The organism is Desulfoconvexum algidum, from assembly GCF_055382125.1.
On sequence record NZ_AP042394.1, the window covers coordinates 2,193,499 to 2,209,997 of the forward strand.

At 44.6% G+C, this 16,499-nt stretch carries 14 protein-coding genes; 4 read left to right on the plus strand and 10 right to left on the minus strand.

All coding sequences use genetic code 11. The features are described 5' to 3' along the window. Positions 1-33 precede the first annotated feature (33 nt). Positions 34-672, plus strand: a complete 639-nt coding sequence (locus ACZ45G_RS10010; protein WP_464177605.1) for an MlaC/ttg2D family ABC transporter substrate-binding protein — start codon at positions 34-36, stop codon at positions 670-672. Continuing rightward, positions 669-1,616: an MlaA family lipoprotein gene (locus tag ACZ45G_RS10015; protein ID WP_464177607.1), complete on the plus strand. Its 948-nt coding sequence runs from the start codon at positions 669-671 to the stop codon at positions 1,614-1,616. The genes ACZ45G_RS10010 and ACZ45G_RS10015 overlap by 4 nt, the downstream gene beginning before the upstream one ends. Before the next feature lie 73 nt (positions 1,617-1,689). Here the strand turns inward: ACZ45G_RS10015 and ACZ45G_RS10020 are convergent, their stop codons facing one another. The 8 genes from ACZ45G_RS10020 to ACZ45G_RS10055 all read right to left on the minus strand — a co-directional run bounded on the left by ACZ45G_RS10020 (position 1,690) and on the right by ACZ45G_RS10055 (position 11,311). Then, on the minus strand, positions 1,690-2,496 hold the full coding sequence (locus ACZ45G_RS10020; RefSeq protein ID WP_464177609.1) for a nitrilase-related carbon-nitrogen hydrolase: 807 nt from the start codon (positions 2,494-2,496) through the stop codon (positions 1,690-1,692). Then, positions 2,493-2,951 (minus strand): siroheme decarboxylase subunit alpha, encoded by a 459-nt coding sequence (gene ahbA / locus ACZ45G_RS10025; protein WP_464177611.1) that lies wholly within the window; start codon positions 2,949-2,951, stop codon positions 2,493-2,495. The genes ACZ45G_RS10020 and ahbA overlap by 4 nt, the downstream gene beginning before the upstream one ends. A gap of 87 nt (positions 2,952-3,038) precedes the next feature. After that, positions 3,039-3,356, minus strand: a complete 318-nt coding sequence (locus ACZ45G_RS10030; RefSeq protein WP_464177613.1) for a TusE/DsrC/DsvC family sulfur relay protein — start codon at positions 3,354-3,356, stop codon at positions 3,039-3,041. Positions 3,357-3,525: 169 nt separating this feature from the next. Then, positions 3,526-4,371, minus strand: a complete 846-nt coding sequence (locus ACZ45G_RS10035; protein ID WP_464177615.1) for an FAD/NAD(P)-binding protein — start codon at positions 4,369-4,371, stop codon at positions 3,526-3,528. Positions 4,372-4,392: 21 nt separating this feature from the next. Beyond that, positions 4,393-5,445, minus strand: a complete 1,053-nt coding sequence (locus ACZ45G_RS10040; RefSeq protein ID WP_464177617.1) for a 4Fe-4S dicluster domain-containing protein — start codon at positions 5,443-5,445, stop codon at positions 4,393-4,395. A gap of 16 nt (positions 5,446-5,461) precedes the next feature. Continuing rightward, complete coding sequence (locus ACZ45G_RS10045) at positions 5,462-6,409, minus strand: 4Fe-4S dicluster domain-containing protein (RefSeq protein ID WP_464177619.1); 948 nt, start codon at positions 6,407-6,409, stop codon at positions 5,462-5,464. A 14-nt stretch (positions 6,410-6,423) separates the two neighbouring features. Next, positions 6,424-6,849 (minus strand): hydrogenase iron-sulfur subunit, encoded by a 426-nt coding sequence (locus tag ACZ45G_RS10050; RefSeq protein ID WP_464177621.1) that lies wholly within the window; start codon positions 6,847-6,849, stop codon positions 6,424-6,426. A gap of 13 nt (positions 6,850-6,862) precedes the next feature. Further along, a complete protein-coding gene (locus tag ACZ45G_RS10055) occupies positions 6,863-11,311 on the minus strand; it encodes an FAD-dependent oxidoreductase (RefSeq protein ID WP_464177623.1) in 4,449 nt (1,482 codons plus the stop codon). 181 nt (positions 11,312-11,492) lie between these two features. Here ACZ45G_RS10055 and miaA point away from each other — a divergent pair, with 181 nt between their 5' ends. Together miaA and ACZ45G_RS10065 are read left to right on the plus strand one after the other, a co-directional pair. Continuing rightward, entirely contained in the window at positions 11,493-12,404 is a 912-nt protein-coding gene (miaA, locus tag ACZ45G_RS10060; RefSeq protein WP_464177625.1) for a tRNA (adenosine(37)-N6)-dimethylallyltransferase MiaA, read from the plus strand. Positions 12,405-12,497: 93 nt separating this feature from the next. Beyond that, on the plus strand, positions 12,498-14,183 hold the full coding sequence (locus ACZ45G_RS10065; RefSeq protein ID WP_464177627.1) for a penicillin-binding protein activator: 1,686 nt from the start codon (positions 12,498-12,500) through the stop codon (positions 14,181-14,183). Here ACZ45G_RS10065 and ACZ45G_RS10070 read toward each other — a convergent pair. After that, on the minus strand, positions 14,173-15,501 hold the full coding sequence (locus ACZ45G_RS10070) for an ATP-dependent 6-phosphofructokinase (protein ID WP_464177629.1): 1,329 nt from the start codon (positions 15,499-15,501) through the stop codon (positions 14,173-14,175). The two genes, ACZ45G_RS10065 and ACZ45G_RS10070, sit on opposite strands and share 11 nt — an antisense overlap. Further along, positions 15,498-16,481: a KpsF/GutQ family sugar-phosphate isomerase gene (locus tag ACZ45G_RS10075; RefSeq protein WP_464177631.1), complete on the minus strand. Its 984-nt coding sequence runs from the start codon at positions 16,479-16,481 to the stop codon at positions 15,498-15,500. Before ACZ45G_RS10075 ends, ACZ45G_RS10070 begins: the two co-directional genes overlap by 4 nt. Between the last annotated feature and the right edge of the window lie 18 nt (positions 16,482-16,499).

Below are 16,499 nucleotides of genomic sequence, written 5' to 3' on the forward strand. Positions count from 1 at the left end.
ATCTTCTGTAATACATCAAAAACAGGTATGGATATGATATTAAAATTTTTTGTACCCTTTGTTTGTTTGGGTCTTGGTTTTTTCCAGGTTTCCACTGGCCTGGCAACTGATGGACAGCAGAGTATTCCTTTTGAAATTGAAGCCCTGGATCATTTAAGGATAGTTGTGGACGAACTCCTTGCAACCATCCAGGATCCGAAGTTTACACAAGACCCAGGGGAACAAGAGCAACTTTTTTATACAAGAGCTATGGAACTGTTTGATTTTAAAACTTTTTCCAGGTTGTCGCTTGGTAAAAAATTTAAATCCTTTACCAAGGATCAAAAAAAAACATTTGTTTATTATTTTTCCAAGCTCATCAGCCAGACCTATTTTACCCAACTTGCCGGAAAAGATGTTCAAAATGTTACCATCCAATATATGGAAAACACGCCCTTAAAACCCAAAAAAGATATGTTTAGAACCGATATCTTGTCACAGATTGCCCAGGGAGAAAAACAAATTCAGGTCACCTATCGGATGTTAAAAAAAAAGACCCGGGACTGGAAAATTTATGATATAAAAGTGGCCGGGGTAAGCATGGCTGCAAATTACAGAGAACAATACAGACAGAGGCTATCCCAAACACCCGATGCCATTATTTCTGAACTTAGGGAAAAGGTTGGAAAATGAAAAAATCTGTTTTTGTTCTGGTTTGCTTATTTTTAATTGGATTCTCCTTTAGAGCCTCGCAAGTCTTGTCAAAAGAGAGCTTCTTAAAAATTAGCCCTATTCTTAATAATCTGCCAGATGACGTGTATGATGATTCAGTTTTAAGGAATACCACTCTCCTGGCCCAGGCAGAAGCAGGCCAAGCCGATACAGATAAAGATGTTCGTGAAACCGCTACCGGCAAAGTGCATGAAACAGATATGGCCCAAGAGGAGGATGGGGTAACGGGGGATGACGCGTTTGAAGATGCTTTTGAAGAGGACAGTTTTGGTGAGTATGATGATGCGGTTGCAGCGGTACAAATGGTAGCAGATCCCCTCTATTATTTTAATTATGCCATGTATTCATTCAATGATGTTCTCTATTTCTATGCCTTAAAACCTGTTGCACAGGGGTATAAATTTATTGTTCCCACCCCCGTGCGCAAAGGGGTCAATAATTTTTTCTTTAATCTGTTGTTTCCCGTTAGATTTATCAACACTATTTTTCAGGGTAAACTTCAGGAAGCCTCGGATGAAATGGGTGTTTTCCTCGCCAATTCAACCCTGGGTATTCTGGGATTTAACCAGTTTGCCCAAAAACATTTAAATTTGAAAACCGCCAACGAAGATTTCGGACAAACCCTTGGGTCCTATGCCATTGGAGATGGGTTTTACCTGGTATTGCCAATTTTGGGCCCCTCTACCCTTCGGGATGCAATTGGAAGGGCAGGGGACTGGTTTATCACCCCGATCAATTATGTGGAACCCTGGGAGCTTGAGTGGGGTTTATTCGTTGTCGATAAACTTAACAGAACTTCTTTTAGAATTGGAGATTACGAAGCGTTAAAGGCGGCATCTCTGGATCCCTATGTGGCATTGAGAAATGCCTATATTCAAAATCGTAGAAGCGAAATTGAACGATAAGAAATGCTAAAATAATGAACCCGTATTCTCGACGAAGGATTTAATTTTTAATTGGCCAGGATGTGTATATTGTTTATTGATCAAACAAGTCAGATCGCCGGTTCGGCAGAAAGTACCGCATCCTGTGAGATCTCACCCTGTCCAGGGCGTCAAGGTCAATATCGACAATGTGAATTTTTTCATCTGGATCCATAAATTTGGAAATGATGTTTCCGTCGGGGCCGATTACGAGCGCCAACCCGGGGAAAATGAGCCCACGGGTATTGTCCCCTGTCTGATTAACCGCTGCGATAAACACCCCGTTATCAAAGGCCCTGGCAGTTAAATGCCGCATCCATGACTTGTATTTTTCTTTTGGGGTGCCCCGGGGTGAGGCATGGGGGATAATAATAATATCAGCGCCTTGAACCGCCATGGCTGTGGAAAGTTCAGGAAAGTGTGCATCGTAGCAAAGCTGAATACCAAAACAGAGGGTATCGTTCCTAAAAAGTGTTATTTCATTTCCCGGTGAAAAATATTCTTGTTCATTGGGAGCCATATGAATTTTGCGGTATTGCTCCATGGGGCTTTTTGGGGAAAAAACAAGATGGGTGGCAAAAATTTGATTTTCTTTTGCCTCTGCCATTCCAACCAGGATAGATATATCAAATTCATCGGCAGCATCAGATAAGGTTTGCAAAAGTTTTTGGGATACGGGTTGTGCAATAGATGAAATTTTTGGACCTGTCAGATATCCGGACAGGTTCATTTCAGGAAAGACCACCATCTGAGCCTTTTGTTTGGCAGCATGGGAGACGGCCTTAAGGCTTGCGGTCAGATTTTTTTCAAATGCGCCCGGGATACACCTTTGAACCACAAGGGCAAGCCGAAGCGGTTTCATACCTTGAAATTGGCAGAGATTTTAAATACCCGGGTGGCCGGCAGGTTCAATATGGTCTTTACCCCGGTTTTTACAGAGATTTCCTCAAGACTTTTTTTGATGATGTCTACGGAAGGGGCGATAAAGGTAAACCAGATATTAAAGGTGTGATCCCGCCGGTAGTTATGGGTCACCCCTGAATAGGTATTCACTGTTTGGGTAAACAGATCTATTTTGGCCGCTTCCACCATGGCTGCACAAAGGGTTGAATGGTAGCCAAGCCGGTCAGGACTGAAATTACCCCCAATTCTTCTGATCAGCATCTCATCTTTCATGGTCTTGATCCTGTGAAGGAGGTCATCTTCAGAGAGATTAAGCTTCTCGGCGATTTTTTTAAAGGGTCTTGGATCAATGGGAAAATCAAGCTGAATCGTGTTGAGAATTTTTTTATTGGTTTCATCAAGCAAGGGCATCATCAACTCCCGGGGCCGTTAAAAATAAAGGCCCTGCTTAAATAAAACAGAGCCTTTATCAACTAAAAAAAAGTACGGATAGGTATTTAACTATACACATCCGGTCGGTTTAGGAAGACCGGCCATTTTACAAGCACCTTTACCAGGTCCTGAGGGGAATAATTCATAGATGTGTTTGAGTTTGAATTTTGTAAGTTTGGACAGAACACGAACCATGGGCGCAATTCCATTTTTTTCGTAATAGTCTTGAAGAACTTTAATCAACTGCCAGTGTTCGTCATTCATTTCTTCAATTCCTTCCTGGCCTTTTACATACTCTACCCACTCTTCACAATAAAGATTGTAATCAAGAAGAAATCCATCTTCATCTATTTCGAATGTTTTTCCGCTAAACTCCTGTGTTGCCATTTAAAAGTTCCTCCAGTAAAAAGTTATTTTTTCTATCATGTTAAGACATAACTGTCTTGGCTTCAATAGTCGTACCGATAATTGAAAACTTAACATATCTCAGCATCCAATACTTGTCAACAAAGAATCGGACAATTAAAAAAAAATTGCCCTTTAAAAATTAACAAGTTTAATACTCTTTCGGGGTCTGGTTAATTTGCTCAAGAGTAAAGACCGGCCCGTCTTTACATACCAGTTCTTTCCCAATATTACACCGGCCGCACATCCCGATACCGCACTTCATTCTGTTTTCCAGGGACATGATAATCTGGTGGGGTTTATACCCTAACTGGGTCAGGGAGGGCTGGGTAAACTTAATCATAATGGGTGGGCCGCAGATGATGGCATAGGTATCTTCATCGGCTTTGGGTGCGTTTTGCTCAACCACCTGGGGAACAAATCCCGTATGGTATTTCCAGTCAGGGTCATCGGTGCCGTCCACGGTGATGTGCATGTTGATGTCATCGCGACGTTCCCATTCAAACAACTCTTCCCGGTAAAGCAGCATTCCCGGGGATCTGGAACCGTATACCACATCGATATTTTTAAATTTCGACCGGTTGGCCGGATCCAGCATGTATACAATGGAAGATCTTAAAGTGGTAAAGGCAAATCCACCGCCAATGATGACAACGTTTTTGTTTTCAAGTTTGTCCCAGGGATACCAGTTGCCCAAGGGGCCTCGGATTCCCATGATGTCCCCAACCTTCATGTTGTGAAGATAGGAGGTCACCACACCTGCTCTAAAAACGGTGAATTTCACAAATCCTTTTTCAACCGGGGATGAGGCGATGCCAATGGGAATTTCACCTACGCCGGGAATGGATAATTCTGCAAATTGTCCGGCATGGTAAGCAAATTTTTCTTCATCCCCTTCATTTAGAAAAACAAATTTGAAGGTTTTGAGGGAATTGTCTTCAGTTGCAATTTGGATATCATCAATGCGAACTGGATACGGCAAATAGGGGTTTTCCATGTTTTTGGCTCCTTTCGTTCGCTAATCTTTTTTCTCAAAAGTGTTCATGGTATGAGCAACCTGGCGGATGTCGATATTAACCGGACAGCTTTTTACGCACCGGCCACATCCGACACACATGATTCCCTGGTCATATTTATCCAGAAAATATTTAAGTTTATGCATGAACCGTTGCCGGACTCTTTGAACCTTCTCGCCTCTGGGGTTGTGCCCTGTGGCATGACGGGTAAATAGAGGAGACATGCAGGTATCCCAGTTTCTAAACCGTGAACTTTGTTTTTGTTTGACCTCATCCTGGATATCAAAGCACCAGCAGGTGGGACAAACATAGGTACAGGTGCCGCAATTGATACAGGCAAATGCAATATCATCCCAAAAGGGAGCCTCATGGAGATCCAGAAGATTTTTTCCCTTGAGCTTATCCGTTTCAATGGATGAGGTAATATTTTTTTCTGCTTCTAATTGCAAAATATCAAACAAGGCCTGGCTTTCCTTATCATCTGCTGCTACGTCAAACCCGCAGGCAACGGCATAGGCCTCACCTTTGGGGGTGAGAACCTTTGCCAGATAGTGGTCGTCAAGATCCGCCAGCAAAATATCCAGCCCTTCTTCACAAAAAGGACCGCACCCAACGGATGTAGAAAAATCAAAGGGCCCGGGTTTGGTGATACCAAGACCCACCAGGGTGGTGGCTTCATAGGCGTCACACCAATAGGGATCTCTATAGTCATCTGTGTCAAAGTTCAGTTTTACCAGGAGGATGGCTTTTGCATCATAGGGTCTGATACCCAAAATTGCTCGGGGGGTATAGGTGTTTTCGGCCCGTTTCATGACATGGTGATCTTCAACCGATTCGTCAAGATTTGCGGTTAAAAGGGTCTCTGTCTGGGGGAAGAGCACCGATTTTGCAGACATGACCGATTCATGGTAGTCCATATCCGGTGCGACATCTGTATCAAGTTCCTTTATTTTACAGCCATTCTCATCTGTAACCGGACCAAAAAGCTGATAGGTCTTGCGGGATTTATCAATGCCCTGGGTCCAGTCCTTTTTATCAATCGTTATAAATTTCATTATTTGCCCTTTTTATTTACTTGATAAAATCATTGGGATCATCCGGACTGTAAGTATCCAGAGGAGGCCGTTTGGTGATGTCAAGCCCGGCTTCCCAGCCAAAGAGTTCCAACGCATCTTTGTTCAGCTTTCGGGTAAAATCCCTGACATTGATCCCCATGGGGCAGGCTTCAACACAGGCACCACAATCGGTACATCGTCCTGCGCAATGGAAGGCCCTTAAAAAGTGAAAGGTGTCCACATCTGTCTTGTTCTGTCCTTTTCCCACCCACTGGGGGCCGGCTTCGTCCACAAAACAAGTGGGGCAATAGCAAAGGGGACAGGCATTTCTACAGGCATAACACCGGATACAATTTTTTGTCAGATCGCTAAAATGCTGCCATTTAGCCTCGGGATCCAGGGCTTCAATGCGATCCACGTCGGGAAACGGATTTTCCAGCACTTGTTCTTCGATCAATTCTGCGGCCAGAACATCATATAGCACCGGGTTTCTATGGGTGCAAAGCGAACAGTTTTCCCGCAGATAATCCTGCTTTTTTAATTCTTTTGTCTCGGACAATGACGAGACCGTCAGGGTGTCACCCGCTTCTTCAAATTGGGTAATTTCATCTTTGAAACGAGAGGCAATTTTAAATTTATCCACCATGCCGGTACAAGGAACGCCAATAATATATATTTGATCGCGTTTGATTTGATTTTCTACAATGTGGGTGACAATGTTTCTTGAATCGCATCCTTTGGCAATGATTGCTGTTTTACCCTTAAGGTTTCTAGCAAAATTGGCAAGATTGAGTCCGCAGGTTGAGTTAAAAACAAGTTTATCCACCTCTTGCTTTGATCCAATGGAAATGGGACTGGTTGCCATGGGAATGGTTCCTTTAGCAAAGCCAATCACTCGTTCCACTTCCCCTTTGTCAAGGAGGTCGGCAGCAAGCTCTCTTATTTTTTTGATACAGGTATCCATAAAAATAACCTTTTTTAGTTATAGTCTTTTACAAATTTTTTATTGGGCCCCAGTGCGCTTACTTTTTCAGAGATTTCTCTGACCACGTCCACAAATTTCGTGGCTTCGGCCGAAGAGATCCAGGAGAAATGAACTCTGTCCTTTTCGACGCCCATGTGCTCCAAGAGGCTGCCCATTAAAGCAAATTTCCTGCGTGCATAATAATTACCTTCCAGGTAATGACATTCACCGGGATGTCAACCGGACACCCAGACAGCGTCAGCACCTTCCCTGAGGGCAGACAAGATATATTTAGGATTCAAACTGCCGGTACATGGTAATCTTATGATCCGGGTATCGGCAGGGTATTGCATCCTGCTGACGCCAGCTAGATCAGCAGCGCCATAGCTGCACCAATTGCACAGGAAGGCAACGATCTTTGTATTATTATTTTGTGTCATTATTGAACTCTCCTTATACTGCTTCATTCAGCGCAAAAATTTGTGCAAATATCTGATTTGTGTCAAAACCCTTGAGATGGATGGCACCGGATCTGCAAGATGCTACGCACAATCCGCATCCTTTGCACAAAACCGGATTGATCTGGGCGGTGCCCTCAAACCGGCCGCTGGTTTCAAAGGCAGGCGCGGAGTAGGGGCAGATGGAGACACACACCCCGCAGGAACTGCAGACCATGGGATCAATACTTGCCACATTACCACTGGTATGAACCGTTTCTCTTGCCAGGAGGGTGACGGCCCGGGATGCCGCCGCCTGTCCATGGGCAATGGCTTCATCAATGGGTTTGGGATAGTGGGCAAGTCCGCAAAGAAAAACACCGTCTGTTGCAAATTCCGATGGCCCCAGTTTGGCATGGCGTTCCACAAAGAACCCGTCTTCGTTAAGGGGAACCTTAAAGAAGTTGGCCAACCGTTCATCTTTATTGGGCACAATGGCCGTGGCCAGGGTCACAAGATCGGCTTCAATTTCAATGGGCCGTCCCAACACATGATCTCTTGCGGTGATGAGAACTTGTCCGTCCTTGAGTGTCACCTTGGGTTTATTGTCCACGGAATACCGGATAAAAATGACCCCGGCCTCACGGGCCTGCTGATACTTATATTCCCTCTCTCCATAGGTTCTAATATCTCTATAGAGAATAAAAATTGCCATGTCGGGATTCTGTTTTTTAAGTTCCAGGGCATTGTCTATGGAATGGGTGCAGCAGACTCTGGAACAATATGGACGTTCCTTTTCCCGTGATCCAACGCATTGAATAAACACCGCAGAGGATAGGGTTTTAAGCGTTGGGTCCTTGTCAATGAATCGTTTGTCCAGATCCAGGCTGGTCATGATTCGCTCATCTTCGCCGTAACAGTATTCTGTGGGCGTCAACCCATGTGCACCCGTTGCAATAATCGCAACCCCGTGTTCAAGGGAGGAGGTTTTTTTGTCGGTTAGCAGTTCTGATTTAAAACTACCCACAAATCCTTCCACATTTTCAAGACTTGTGTTGAGATGGATGTTCACTCGTTCATTCTCTTGAACATCCGTGATAAGCTGTGCAAGCTCTTTTGCAATTATTTCGTCCTTATAGGTATGATAGAGCTTGTTGGCCTGGCCGCCGAGTTGTGCATCCCTTTCAATGAGATGGACTTCATACTCTTGTTCTGCCAGGTTCTTTGCCGCGGCCATTCCGGATAGACCGCCGCCGATGACCATGGCAACGGGTTTGACCTGGAGTTCTGCTTCTTCAAGGGGTTCCATGAGCGCCACCTTGGCCACGGCCATGCGCACCAGATCCTTGGCTTTCTGGGTGGCAAGTTCCGGTGAGTTTTTGTGGACCCAGGACGCCTGGTTTCGGATGTTGGTCATTTCAAACAAATATTTATTTAACCCGGCATTTATCAGGGTCTGTTGAAAAAGCGGCTCATGGGTTTTCGGGGTGCAGGCCGCCACAACAATTCGGTTGAGCTTATTGTCCTTGATAATCTGGGTCATGGTATCCTGGGTATCCTGGGAGCATGTATATAGATTATCACAATAATATTCAACATAGGGCAGGGTGGCGGCATAGTCCCGGACCTCGGGTACATTTACAACCCCGGCTATATTGGTGCCGCAGTTACAGACAAAGACCCCAATTCTGGGGCGTTCTCCCACAATATTTGTTTCCGGGATCACCTCTGGAATTTTGGTCAGTGTATTTCTGGCACTTGCCAGCAGTGCCCCTGCTTCTCCGGCAGCAGCAGAGGAATCCACAACCGCCTGGGGAATATCCTTGGGTCCCTGGAAAGCGCCGGCAACAAAGATGCCTTTTCTACTGGTCTCCACCGGTTTAAAGCTGGTGGTTTTGGCAAAATTTCCGTCGGTGAGTTCAATGCCCAGGTTTTTGGCCATATCAACGACTTCAGGGGAGATTTCAAGACCGACGGACAGAACAATCATATCAAAGATTTCTTCAATATTTTTGCCGTCGTCATCGGTATAGGTGATCTTCAGGTCACCTGTGTCCCCCATGGGTACAACCGTATGAACCCTAGTTCTCTGGAATCGAATTCCCTGGTCCTTGGCCCTGTTGTAATATCGTTCAAAATCTTTGCCATGGGTCCGCATATCCATGTAGAAGATAGCACAATCTAAGTCATCTCCTTGATGTTCCTTAGCAATAACGGCTTCTTTCAGGGCGTACATGCAGCAGACAGAGGAACAATATTTGTGGTCGCACTTGTTCATGTCCCTTGATCCCACACATTGGAACCAGGCTATTTTTTTGGGTTCCTTGTGGTCTGACATCCTCGTTAAATGACCAGCTGTGGGACCTGAGGCTGAAAGGATCCGCTCAAATTCCATTGCGGTCATTACATTGGGATGATTGGCATATCCATAATTGTCAAACTTTGAAGGATCAAAGGCTGTAAAACCAGGGGAAAGTATAACTGAACCCGTGGTAAACGTTTTTGTTTCAGGCAGCTCTAAATGGGTTTCCAGTGTAAGAGCCCCGGCTCCGCAAGCTTTTACACATTCATAACATTCACAGCAGACCATGCAGTTAAGGCATTTATTGGCCTCGGTAAGGGCCTGGTCTTCAGAAAAGCCAACCTCAACCTCGTCAAAACTATTCAGCCTCTTTTCCATGGATATTTTGTTCATGATCTGTCTTGGAACAGGTTTGATCTTTTCAGGTATTTTGTTAAAATCTTTTTGAGCAAACTCAACAGGTTCGCGGCCCTGTTTCAGATCTTCTCCATTAAGGTATCTTAAAATGGATATTCCTGCTTCATTTCCTGCAGCAACAGCATTTATGGCAATGGAGGCCCCTGTCTGGGCATCACCACCTGCAAAAATACCTTTTTTGTCAGTTTCAAAGGTGATGGGGTCAACTTCAATCTGATCCCATCTATTTATTGTGATTCCTGAGGAATCATCATTAAAGGATGTATCTGTTCTCTGGCCAATGGCAGGTATGATATAATCTGCATCAATCGTATAATCACTTCCTTCAACGGGGACAGGTCTGCGGCGGCCGCTGTCATCGGGTTCACCAAGCTCCATTTTAATGCATTTGATACCTGATACTTTACCGTTTTCTTCAACAACCTCTTTGGGTGCAACAAGAAAGTCAATGAGAATACCCTCTTCCCTGGCATCTTCTATCTCTTCATTGCTTGCAGGCATTTCAGTTTCTGTACGTCGGTAAAGTATGGTCACCTTGTCAGCACCAACACGAAGAGCAGTTCTTGCTGCATCTATGGCAACATCACCACCGCCGACTATTACAACCTTGCCATGAAGACCCTTGAATTCTCCCAGGGCAACTTCCTTTAAAAGCTTAACACCTGGAATAACGCCCTGTGTTTTTTCTCCTAAAATGCCAAGTTCCATACCCTTGTGGCATCCCACTGCAATATATACAGATTTATATCCATTCTCTGAAAGCGAGTCGAATGTTATATCTTTTCCAAGCCTTGTGTTGTATTTTATTTCCACACCAAGCTTATCAGTAATATATGAGATCTCATTTTCAAGAACTTTCGGTGGTAGTCTGTAATCAGGAATTCCCACCTTAAGCATTCCACCTGCTGCAGGAAGCGCTTCAAAAATGGTGACCTGAACACCATTTCTTGCAAGATATGCAGCAGCCGTAAGTCCCGACGGACCTGCTCCGATAACAGCGACTTTTTCATCTCTTTGTTCAATTTCAGGGATTTCAAGGTCATGAATATCGACCTTATCAGCTATGAACCTCTTTAACTTACATATTGAAATGGAGTCTTCAACCATCTGCCTTCTGCAGGCATCTTCACATGGATGGGGACATATTCTTCCGATGACCCCGGGTAGGGGAAGATTTCTTGTGATAACCTCAAGCGCTTCTCTATATTTTTTTTGTCCTGCCAAGGCAACATATGCATGGGCATTAACATTGTTGGGACAAGCATTGGTGCAGGGAGACTTATCTTTTTTTGTGATTGAAAACGCTCCGGGCACTGCCTGGGCGTATGGTCTGTAGGTAGCCTGCCGGTTTGCCAGCCTCTGTTCAAAAAGGCTTGGCAGAGTAACAGGACACGCATCTGCACATTCACCACATCCTGTACATTTGGCGGTGTCAATGTATCTTGGCGTTTTATTCAGGGTTATTTCAAAATTCCCAGCTTCGCCAGAGATATCCACTACTTCGGATAATGTTAGTAAATCAATGTTTAAGTGCCGGCCGACCTCGACCAGTGTGGGGGAAATAATTCACATGGCACAGTCATTTGTTGGAAAAGTTTTGTCAAGTTGAGACATGACACCGCCAATGGACGGACTTTTTTCCACCAAATGAACATAATACCCGGAATTTGCTAGATCAAGGGCTGACAGCATGCCGGATATACCGCCACCAATCACCGCTACTGATCCGATTTTCTCTGAGCTCATTATTATTTATCTCCTGTTTTTAATCATACAAAATCAAAAGTAGGTTCTTTTTACCCTTTTTATTAAAAACTTATAGCACAATTTATTAATTAATTTATACTAAGCAAAAAAATATGTTATAAAGCTTTCTTTTAAATCTTGTCAACTATTATTGAACAAAAGACCGGATACATAAAACTGCATGAAAAAAATTATCACAATTTGTGGTCCCACTGGTGTTGGTAAGACCGCTTTTGCCATTGCCATTGCCCAACATTTCAATGGGGAAATTATCGGCGCTGATTCCATGCAAATATACAAATATATGGACATTGGAACAGCCAAACCTGACCAGAATGAGTTAGAAATGGTTTCCCATCACCTGGTTGATTTTCTGGATCCTAAGGTCGAGTATGATGCAGGTCTTTATGCCGCTGATGCGGGGAAGGTGATCGATTCTCTATCTGAAAAGGGGAGGCTTCCCATAGTTGCAGGTGGTACCGGGCTTTATATTCGGGCATTGCTCCATGGCCTTTTTCGTTCCCGTCCCGTGTGTGAAAAAACCCTATCTGAGTTGACCCGGCTACAGGGGGAGCGTGGCGCTCTTTTCCTCCACGAACAATTAAAGATTTGTGACCCCATTGCTGCAAAAAAAATTCACCCCAATGATAGTTTCAGGGTGATTCGGGCCCTTGAGTTTTTCCAGACAACGGGCCAGCCGATTTCTAACAAACAAATGGCCCATGACTTCAAAGAATCCAAATACCAAAGCCTTACCTTTGGTCTTTTTATGGATCGAAAACAATTATATGCGAGGATCAACCAGCGGGTGGATATTATGCTCCGCCAGGGGCTGCTCAATGAAGTCAATTCTTTAATTGAACGAGGATATTCCCTGGATCTCAAACCCATGCAGTCCATTGGATACCGTCACATGGGCATGTTTCTAAAACAGGAGGTTGATTTTGATGAAGCTGTCCGGCTTTTGAAACGGGATACCCGCCGCTATGCCAAACGTCAATTTACCTGGTTTAACAGGGAGAAGGACTTAATCTGGCTGGAACCGTCCCAAACCAAAAATGCCATTGAATTGATAGAAAAATTTTTGACATAATCTTGAATTTTACATATAGTTGCCAGGTTAAAAAAAAGAGGTGCCCCATATGGGATATGAATGGACCAAAATTTATAGAATTTGCGAAATAAAATGATTAAAAAATCAAATTGTATCCAGAAGACCGCCTGTCTTTTTCTGGCGCTTGCCATCATTGCAGGCCCGTGGGGATGTGCAAAAAAGTCCGTAAAATATCCCATGGATAAGCCTGTGGGTGTTGAAGAGAAAAAAGTTGAACAAGATACACAATTGACCCGTATTCTCATGGCGGAAGCTGCGAAATTTTCAGCCGAAGGGAACAATCAGGATGCCCTGTTCGTCTATAACCAGGCACTCTCCCTTGCAGAACCCAAGGACAAGGAGCCCATTTTATCCGGAATTGAACAGGTACTGACAAAAACCTCCCCCCCTGTCATTGAAGAGTTTCTCCAAATCAAAAATTTAAGTATTCCCCATTCGCTTTTGCTCTATTGGCTGGGGTTAAACCTGGCAACCCAAAATAATTATATGGAAGCTGGAAAAGCATTGGATCTTTTTATCAACACCTATCCTGATCATGTCTATGCCGAGGATGCCCGGGATTTATTGCTTGCCATGAAATCAGCCACTTTTAAACCAGATACCATTGGTTGTCTGCTGCCGTTGTCAGGGAAATATCACCTTTTTGGACAAAGAGCCCTGCAGGGAATCCAGTTGGCCATCCAGGACCTGTCAAAAGCCCATGATAGACAGTTCCATGTGATTATCAAGGATACCCGGTCAAACCCGGAAAGAGCAGTCCAATGTGTTGACGAACTGAACCAGGAAAAGGTAATGGGTATTATAGGACCTATGCTGACCCCCAGGATGGCGGGTGCCCGGGCCCAAACCTTGGGAATCCCCTTGATCGCTCTGACCCAGAAAAGTGAATTCCCCCTCCAGGGAGATTACCTTTTTTTAAATTTTATTACCCCTGAAATGCAAGTCCGATCTTTGGCATCCTATGTTTTCAAGGTGCTTGGTTTGAAAAAAATGGCCATTTTATATCCCAATGAACGGTATGGAAAGCGGTATATGGAATTATTCTGGGATGTTGTGGATGAATTCAACGGGCAGGTTGTCGGGGTTGAATCCTATGATGGAAAGAAAACCGATTTTACCACCCCCATTCAAAAACTTACCGGGGAATATTATCCTTTACCCGATTTTTTAATACCGGAACCACTGCCGGGAGAGGAATTTGAAATTTCCGGTGTGCCGGAAGAAGGTAAAATATTACAAAACAATAGAGGGGGGGCTACCACCTCCATTGAAGAGGCAATCAAGATAGATTTTCAAGCCCTTTTTATCCCGGATTCTGTGTCGCGGGTCAACCTGATCCTTCCCCAGCTTGCCTTCAATGATGCCACGGGCATGGTGCTTTTGGGCACCAACCTCTGGCACCAGGAGAGTCTTCTGACCGGTGCAAAGGGGTATAATAAAAATGCAGTGATCACCGACGGATACTTTGGAAACAGCAAGAATCCCATAACCGCTGGATTTGAAAAGGAATTTAAGGATCTATATGCGACACTTCCCGGGTTTCTTGAGGCCATTGCCTATGACACGGCCACTATTTTATTTGAAGTGGCCCTGGATGAAGCCGTGGACTCAAGGGAAAGCCTGAAAAATGCCCTCCAGGGAGGCCGGGTGTTCGAAGGGGTGACCGGCAACACTTGGTTTGATAAAACCGGTAGTGTCCACAAGGAACTGTTTTTGATTACCGTTAAACGAGGACGGTTCATGGAGATCAGTCAGTAAAAAACATGTTCTGACCGGTGGCTTCCAGAACAGACTGCCATAACCTTCCCCGGGGATCCAGTTTTTTACGTTTGCCTGCAGAAGCCTCCATGGGGACATGGACATAGTGGTTGTTCCAGAAACTGATCAAAAGATTTGTTTTTCCCGCCATGCCGGCATGGACGGCATCCCTTCCTAGAAACCCACAAAAAACACTGTCATTGGCATTTGCCGGCAGGCTGCGAATAATATAGCTGGGATCAATGTATTTAAGGGATATGGGGATCTCTTTTTCCTTAAAATACTGGGCGATCTTATCCTTTAAATAGACACCAATATCCTTGAGCACCAAATTGCCCGAAGCATCATACTGATTTTCCTGGTCATCGAAAAAATTTTGGCCCGCCCCTTCAGCCACGATGATCACGGCATGCTTTCTTAGTTTGATTCTGTTTTCAAGGGCCTGCAAAAATCCGGTTTTTCCGTAAAGGAAAATATCCACCTCCGGGATCAGCACAAAATTGGCATCCTGCTGGGCAAGCGCTGCTGTTGCCGCCAAAAACCCAGAGTGCCTTCCCATGAGCTTTATCAGACCAATGCCGTAAGGGTAAGCTGCTGCCTCATTATGGGCTCCCTTAATGGCCAGGGTTGCGATGTCAACAGCCGTATCAAAACCAAATGACCGGGACACCAGAAAAATGTCATTATCAATGGTTTTGGGGATGCAGATCACCGATATTTTTAATTTTCTCGTTAAAATTTCATCGGCAATTCGCTTGGATGCCATCAGGGTGCCGTCCCCCCCCACCATGAATAAGATACCCACATTCATTCGCTCAAGGCAATCCACCACCATGCCGATATCCTGGGTTCCCCGGGAGGATCCCAAAATGGACCCGCCGGCATCCTGAATTCCGGAAACACTGCCTGGGTTAAGATCCATGATATCATGCCCGTAATCGGGAATAAATCCCTGGAGACCATGGCGAATACCATAAATATTTCGAACCTGGTAAATATGATACAATTCGAGAACAATTGACCGAATAATATCATTGAGCCCGGGGCATAGCCCCCCGCAGGTGGAAATGGCACACTTAAGTTTGCTGGGATCAAAGTATATTTTTTCCCTGGGACCTGTCTGTTCAAAGCTGGGCAGGGGTTGTTTTTTTTTAATAAACCCTTCCATGGTTTCAATTTCAACATCCACGGTAATTCTGGCATTATTGGAAATAAATCTTGTACCGCCTTCACCGGGGATACCATGGTTTTTCAGGGGGGAATCAATTTTTGCCTCACCCAGAACGGAGATCTTTGTATTGAAATTATCGGTTTTCATTGACTGCCTCCATTAAATTTAAAGGATCCTTTCCCAAGGATATCATGCAGGTGCAAGATTCCTTCCAGTTTATTTTCCTCGCCAACAATGGGCAATACCGTTATCTCATATTTTTCCATCAGGTTCAGCGCATCATAGAGAAAGGCATCAATACCAAGAAAATGGGGGGTAGGCGTCATGACTTTTTCCACGGCAACCTGGCCAAAATCAGGGGTAGAAACAGCAACACAATGTCGAATATCTCCGTCCGTAATAATGCCCATAAGTTGTTTTGTCTGGCTCAGGACAATCACAGCTCCTAATTTGAATTTATCCATTTCTTCAATGGCCTGGGTCATAGTGTTGCCCATGGTTACAAAGGGAACCGTGCTGGCTTCAAACATTATCTCTCCAACTTTACAGGCGAGCCGCTGTCCCAGGGCCCCGCCGGGGTGGGATTTCATGAAGTCGCTTTTTTTAAATTTTTTTTCATGGATCAATGCCACGGCCAGGGCATCTCCCATGGCAAGCTGGGCTGTAGTACTGGAAGTAGGGGCCATGTTAAGGGGGCAGGCTTCTCTTTCAACCCCGGTATCAATGACCAGGTCGCAAACCTGGGCCATGGTGGATGACAGGTTTCCCGTAAACCCGGCCAGACGACACCCCACCTCCCGGATTACCGGAAGCAACTGGTTCAATTCACTGGTCTCACCACTATTGGATATGGCAATAACAACATCGTCGCAGCTTACCATCCCAAGATCTCCGTGGACCGCTTCCACGGGATGGAGAAAGAAAGCGTTTGTACCTGTACTGCTCAGAGTTGCAGCAATTTTTCTGCCGATAAGTCCTGATTTTCCAATTCCCGTAATGATGACCCGTCCCCTGGATTGACAAATATCTTTTACCAGGCTTTCAAATGAAATATCTATTTTTTGAACGAGATTTAAGATACTTTCGGCTTCTATCTTTAAAACTTCTTTGGCGTTATCTATGATCATGATTTATTGTTTCACTTT

What these genes read in the sequence shown, in the direction of transcription:
- ACZ45G_RS10070 (WP_464177629.1), bottom strand. Translation starts at nt 15,501, where the DNA reads ATGAAAACCGATAATTTCAATACAAAGATCTCCGTTCTGGGTGAGGCA.
- ACZ45G_RS10020 (WP_464177609.1), bottom strand. Translation starts at nt 2,496, where the DNA reads ATGAAACCGCTTCGGCTTGCCCTTGTGGTTCAAAGGTGTATCCCGGGC.
- miaA (WP_464177625.1), top strand. Translation starts at nt 11,493, where the DNA reads ATGAAAAAAATTATCACAATTTGTGGTCCCACTGGTGTTGGTAAGACC.
- ACZ45G_RS10010 (WP_464177605.1), top strand. Translation starts at nt 34, where the DNA reads ATGATATTAAAATTTTTTGTACCCTTTGTTTGTTTGGGTCTTGGTTTT.
- ACZ45G_RS10035 (WP_464177615.1), bottom strand. Translation starts at nt 4,371, where the DNA reads ATGGAAAACCCCTATTTGCCGTATCCAGTTCGCATTGATGATATCCAA.
- ACZ45G_RS10015 (WP_464177607.1), top strand. Translation starts at nt 669, where the DNA reads ATGAAAAAATCTGTTTTTGTTCTGGTTTGCTTATTTTTAATTGGATTC.
- ACZ45G_RS10040 (WP_464177617.1), bottom strand. Translation starts at nt 5,445, where the DNA reads ATGAAATTTATAACGATTGATAAAAAGGACTGGACCCAGGGCATTGAT.
- ACZ45G_RS10075 (WP_464177631.1), bottom strand. Translation starts at nt 16,481, where the DNA reads ATGATCATAGATAACGCCAAAGAAGTTTTAAAGATAGAAGCCGAAAGT.
- ACZ45G_RS10045 (WP_464177619.1), bottom strand. Translation starts at nt 6,409, where the DNA reads ATGGATACCTGTATCAAAAAAATAAGAGAGCTTGCTGCCGACCTCCTT.
- ahbA (WP_464177611.1), bottom strand. Translation starts at nt 2,951, where the DNA reads ATGATGCCCTTGCTTGATGAAACCAATAAAAAAATTCTCAACACGATT.
- ACZ45G_RS10065 (WP_464177627.1), top strand. Translation starts at nt 12,498, where the DNA reads ATGATTAAAAAATCAAATTGTATCCAGAAGACCGCCTGTCTTTTTCTG.
- ACZ45G_RS10030 (WP_464177613.1), bottom strand. Translation starts at nt 3,356, where the DNA reads ATGGCAACACAGGAGTTTAGCGGAAAAACATTCGAAATAGATGAAGAT.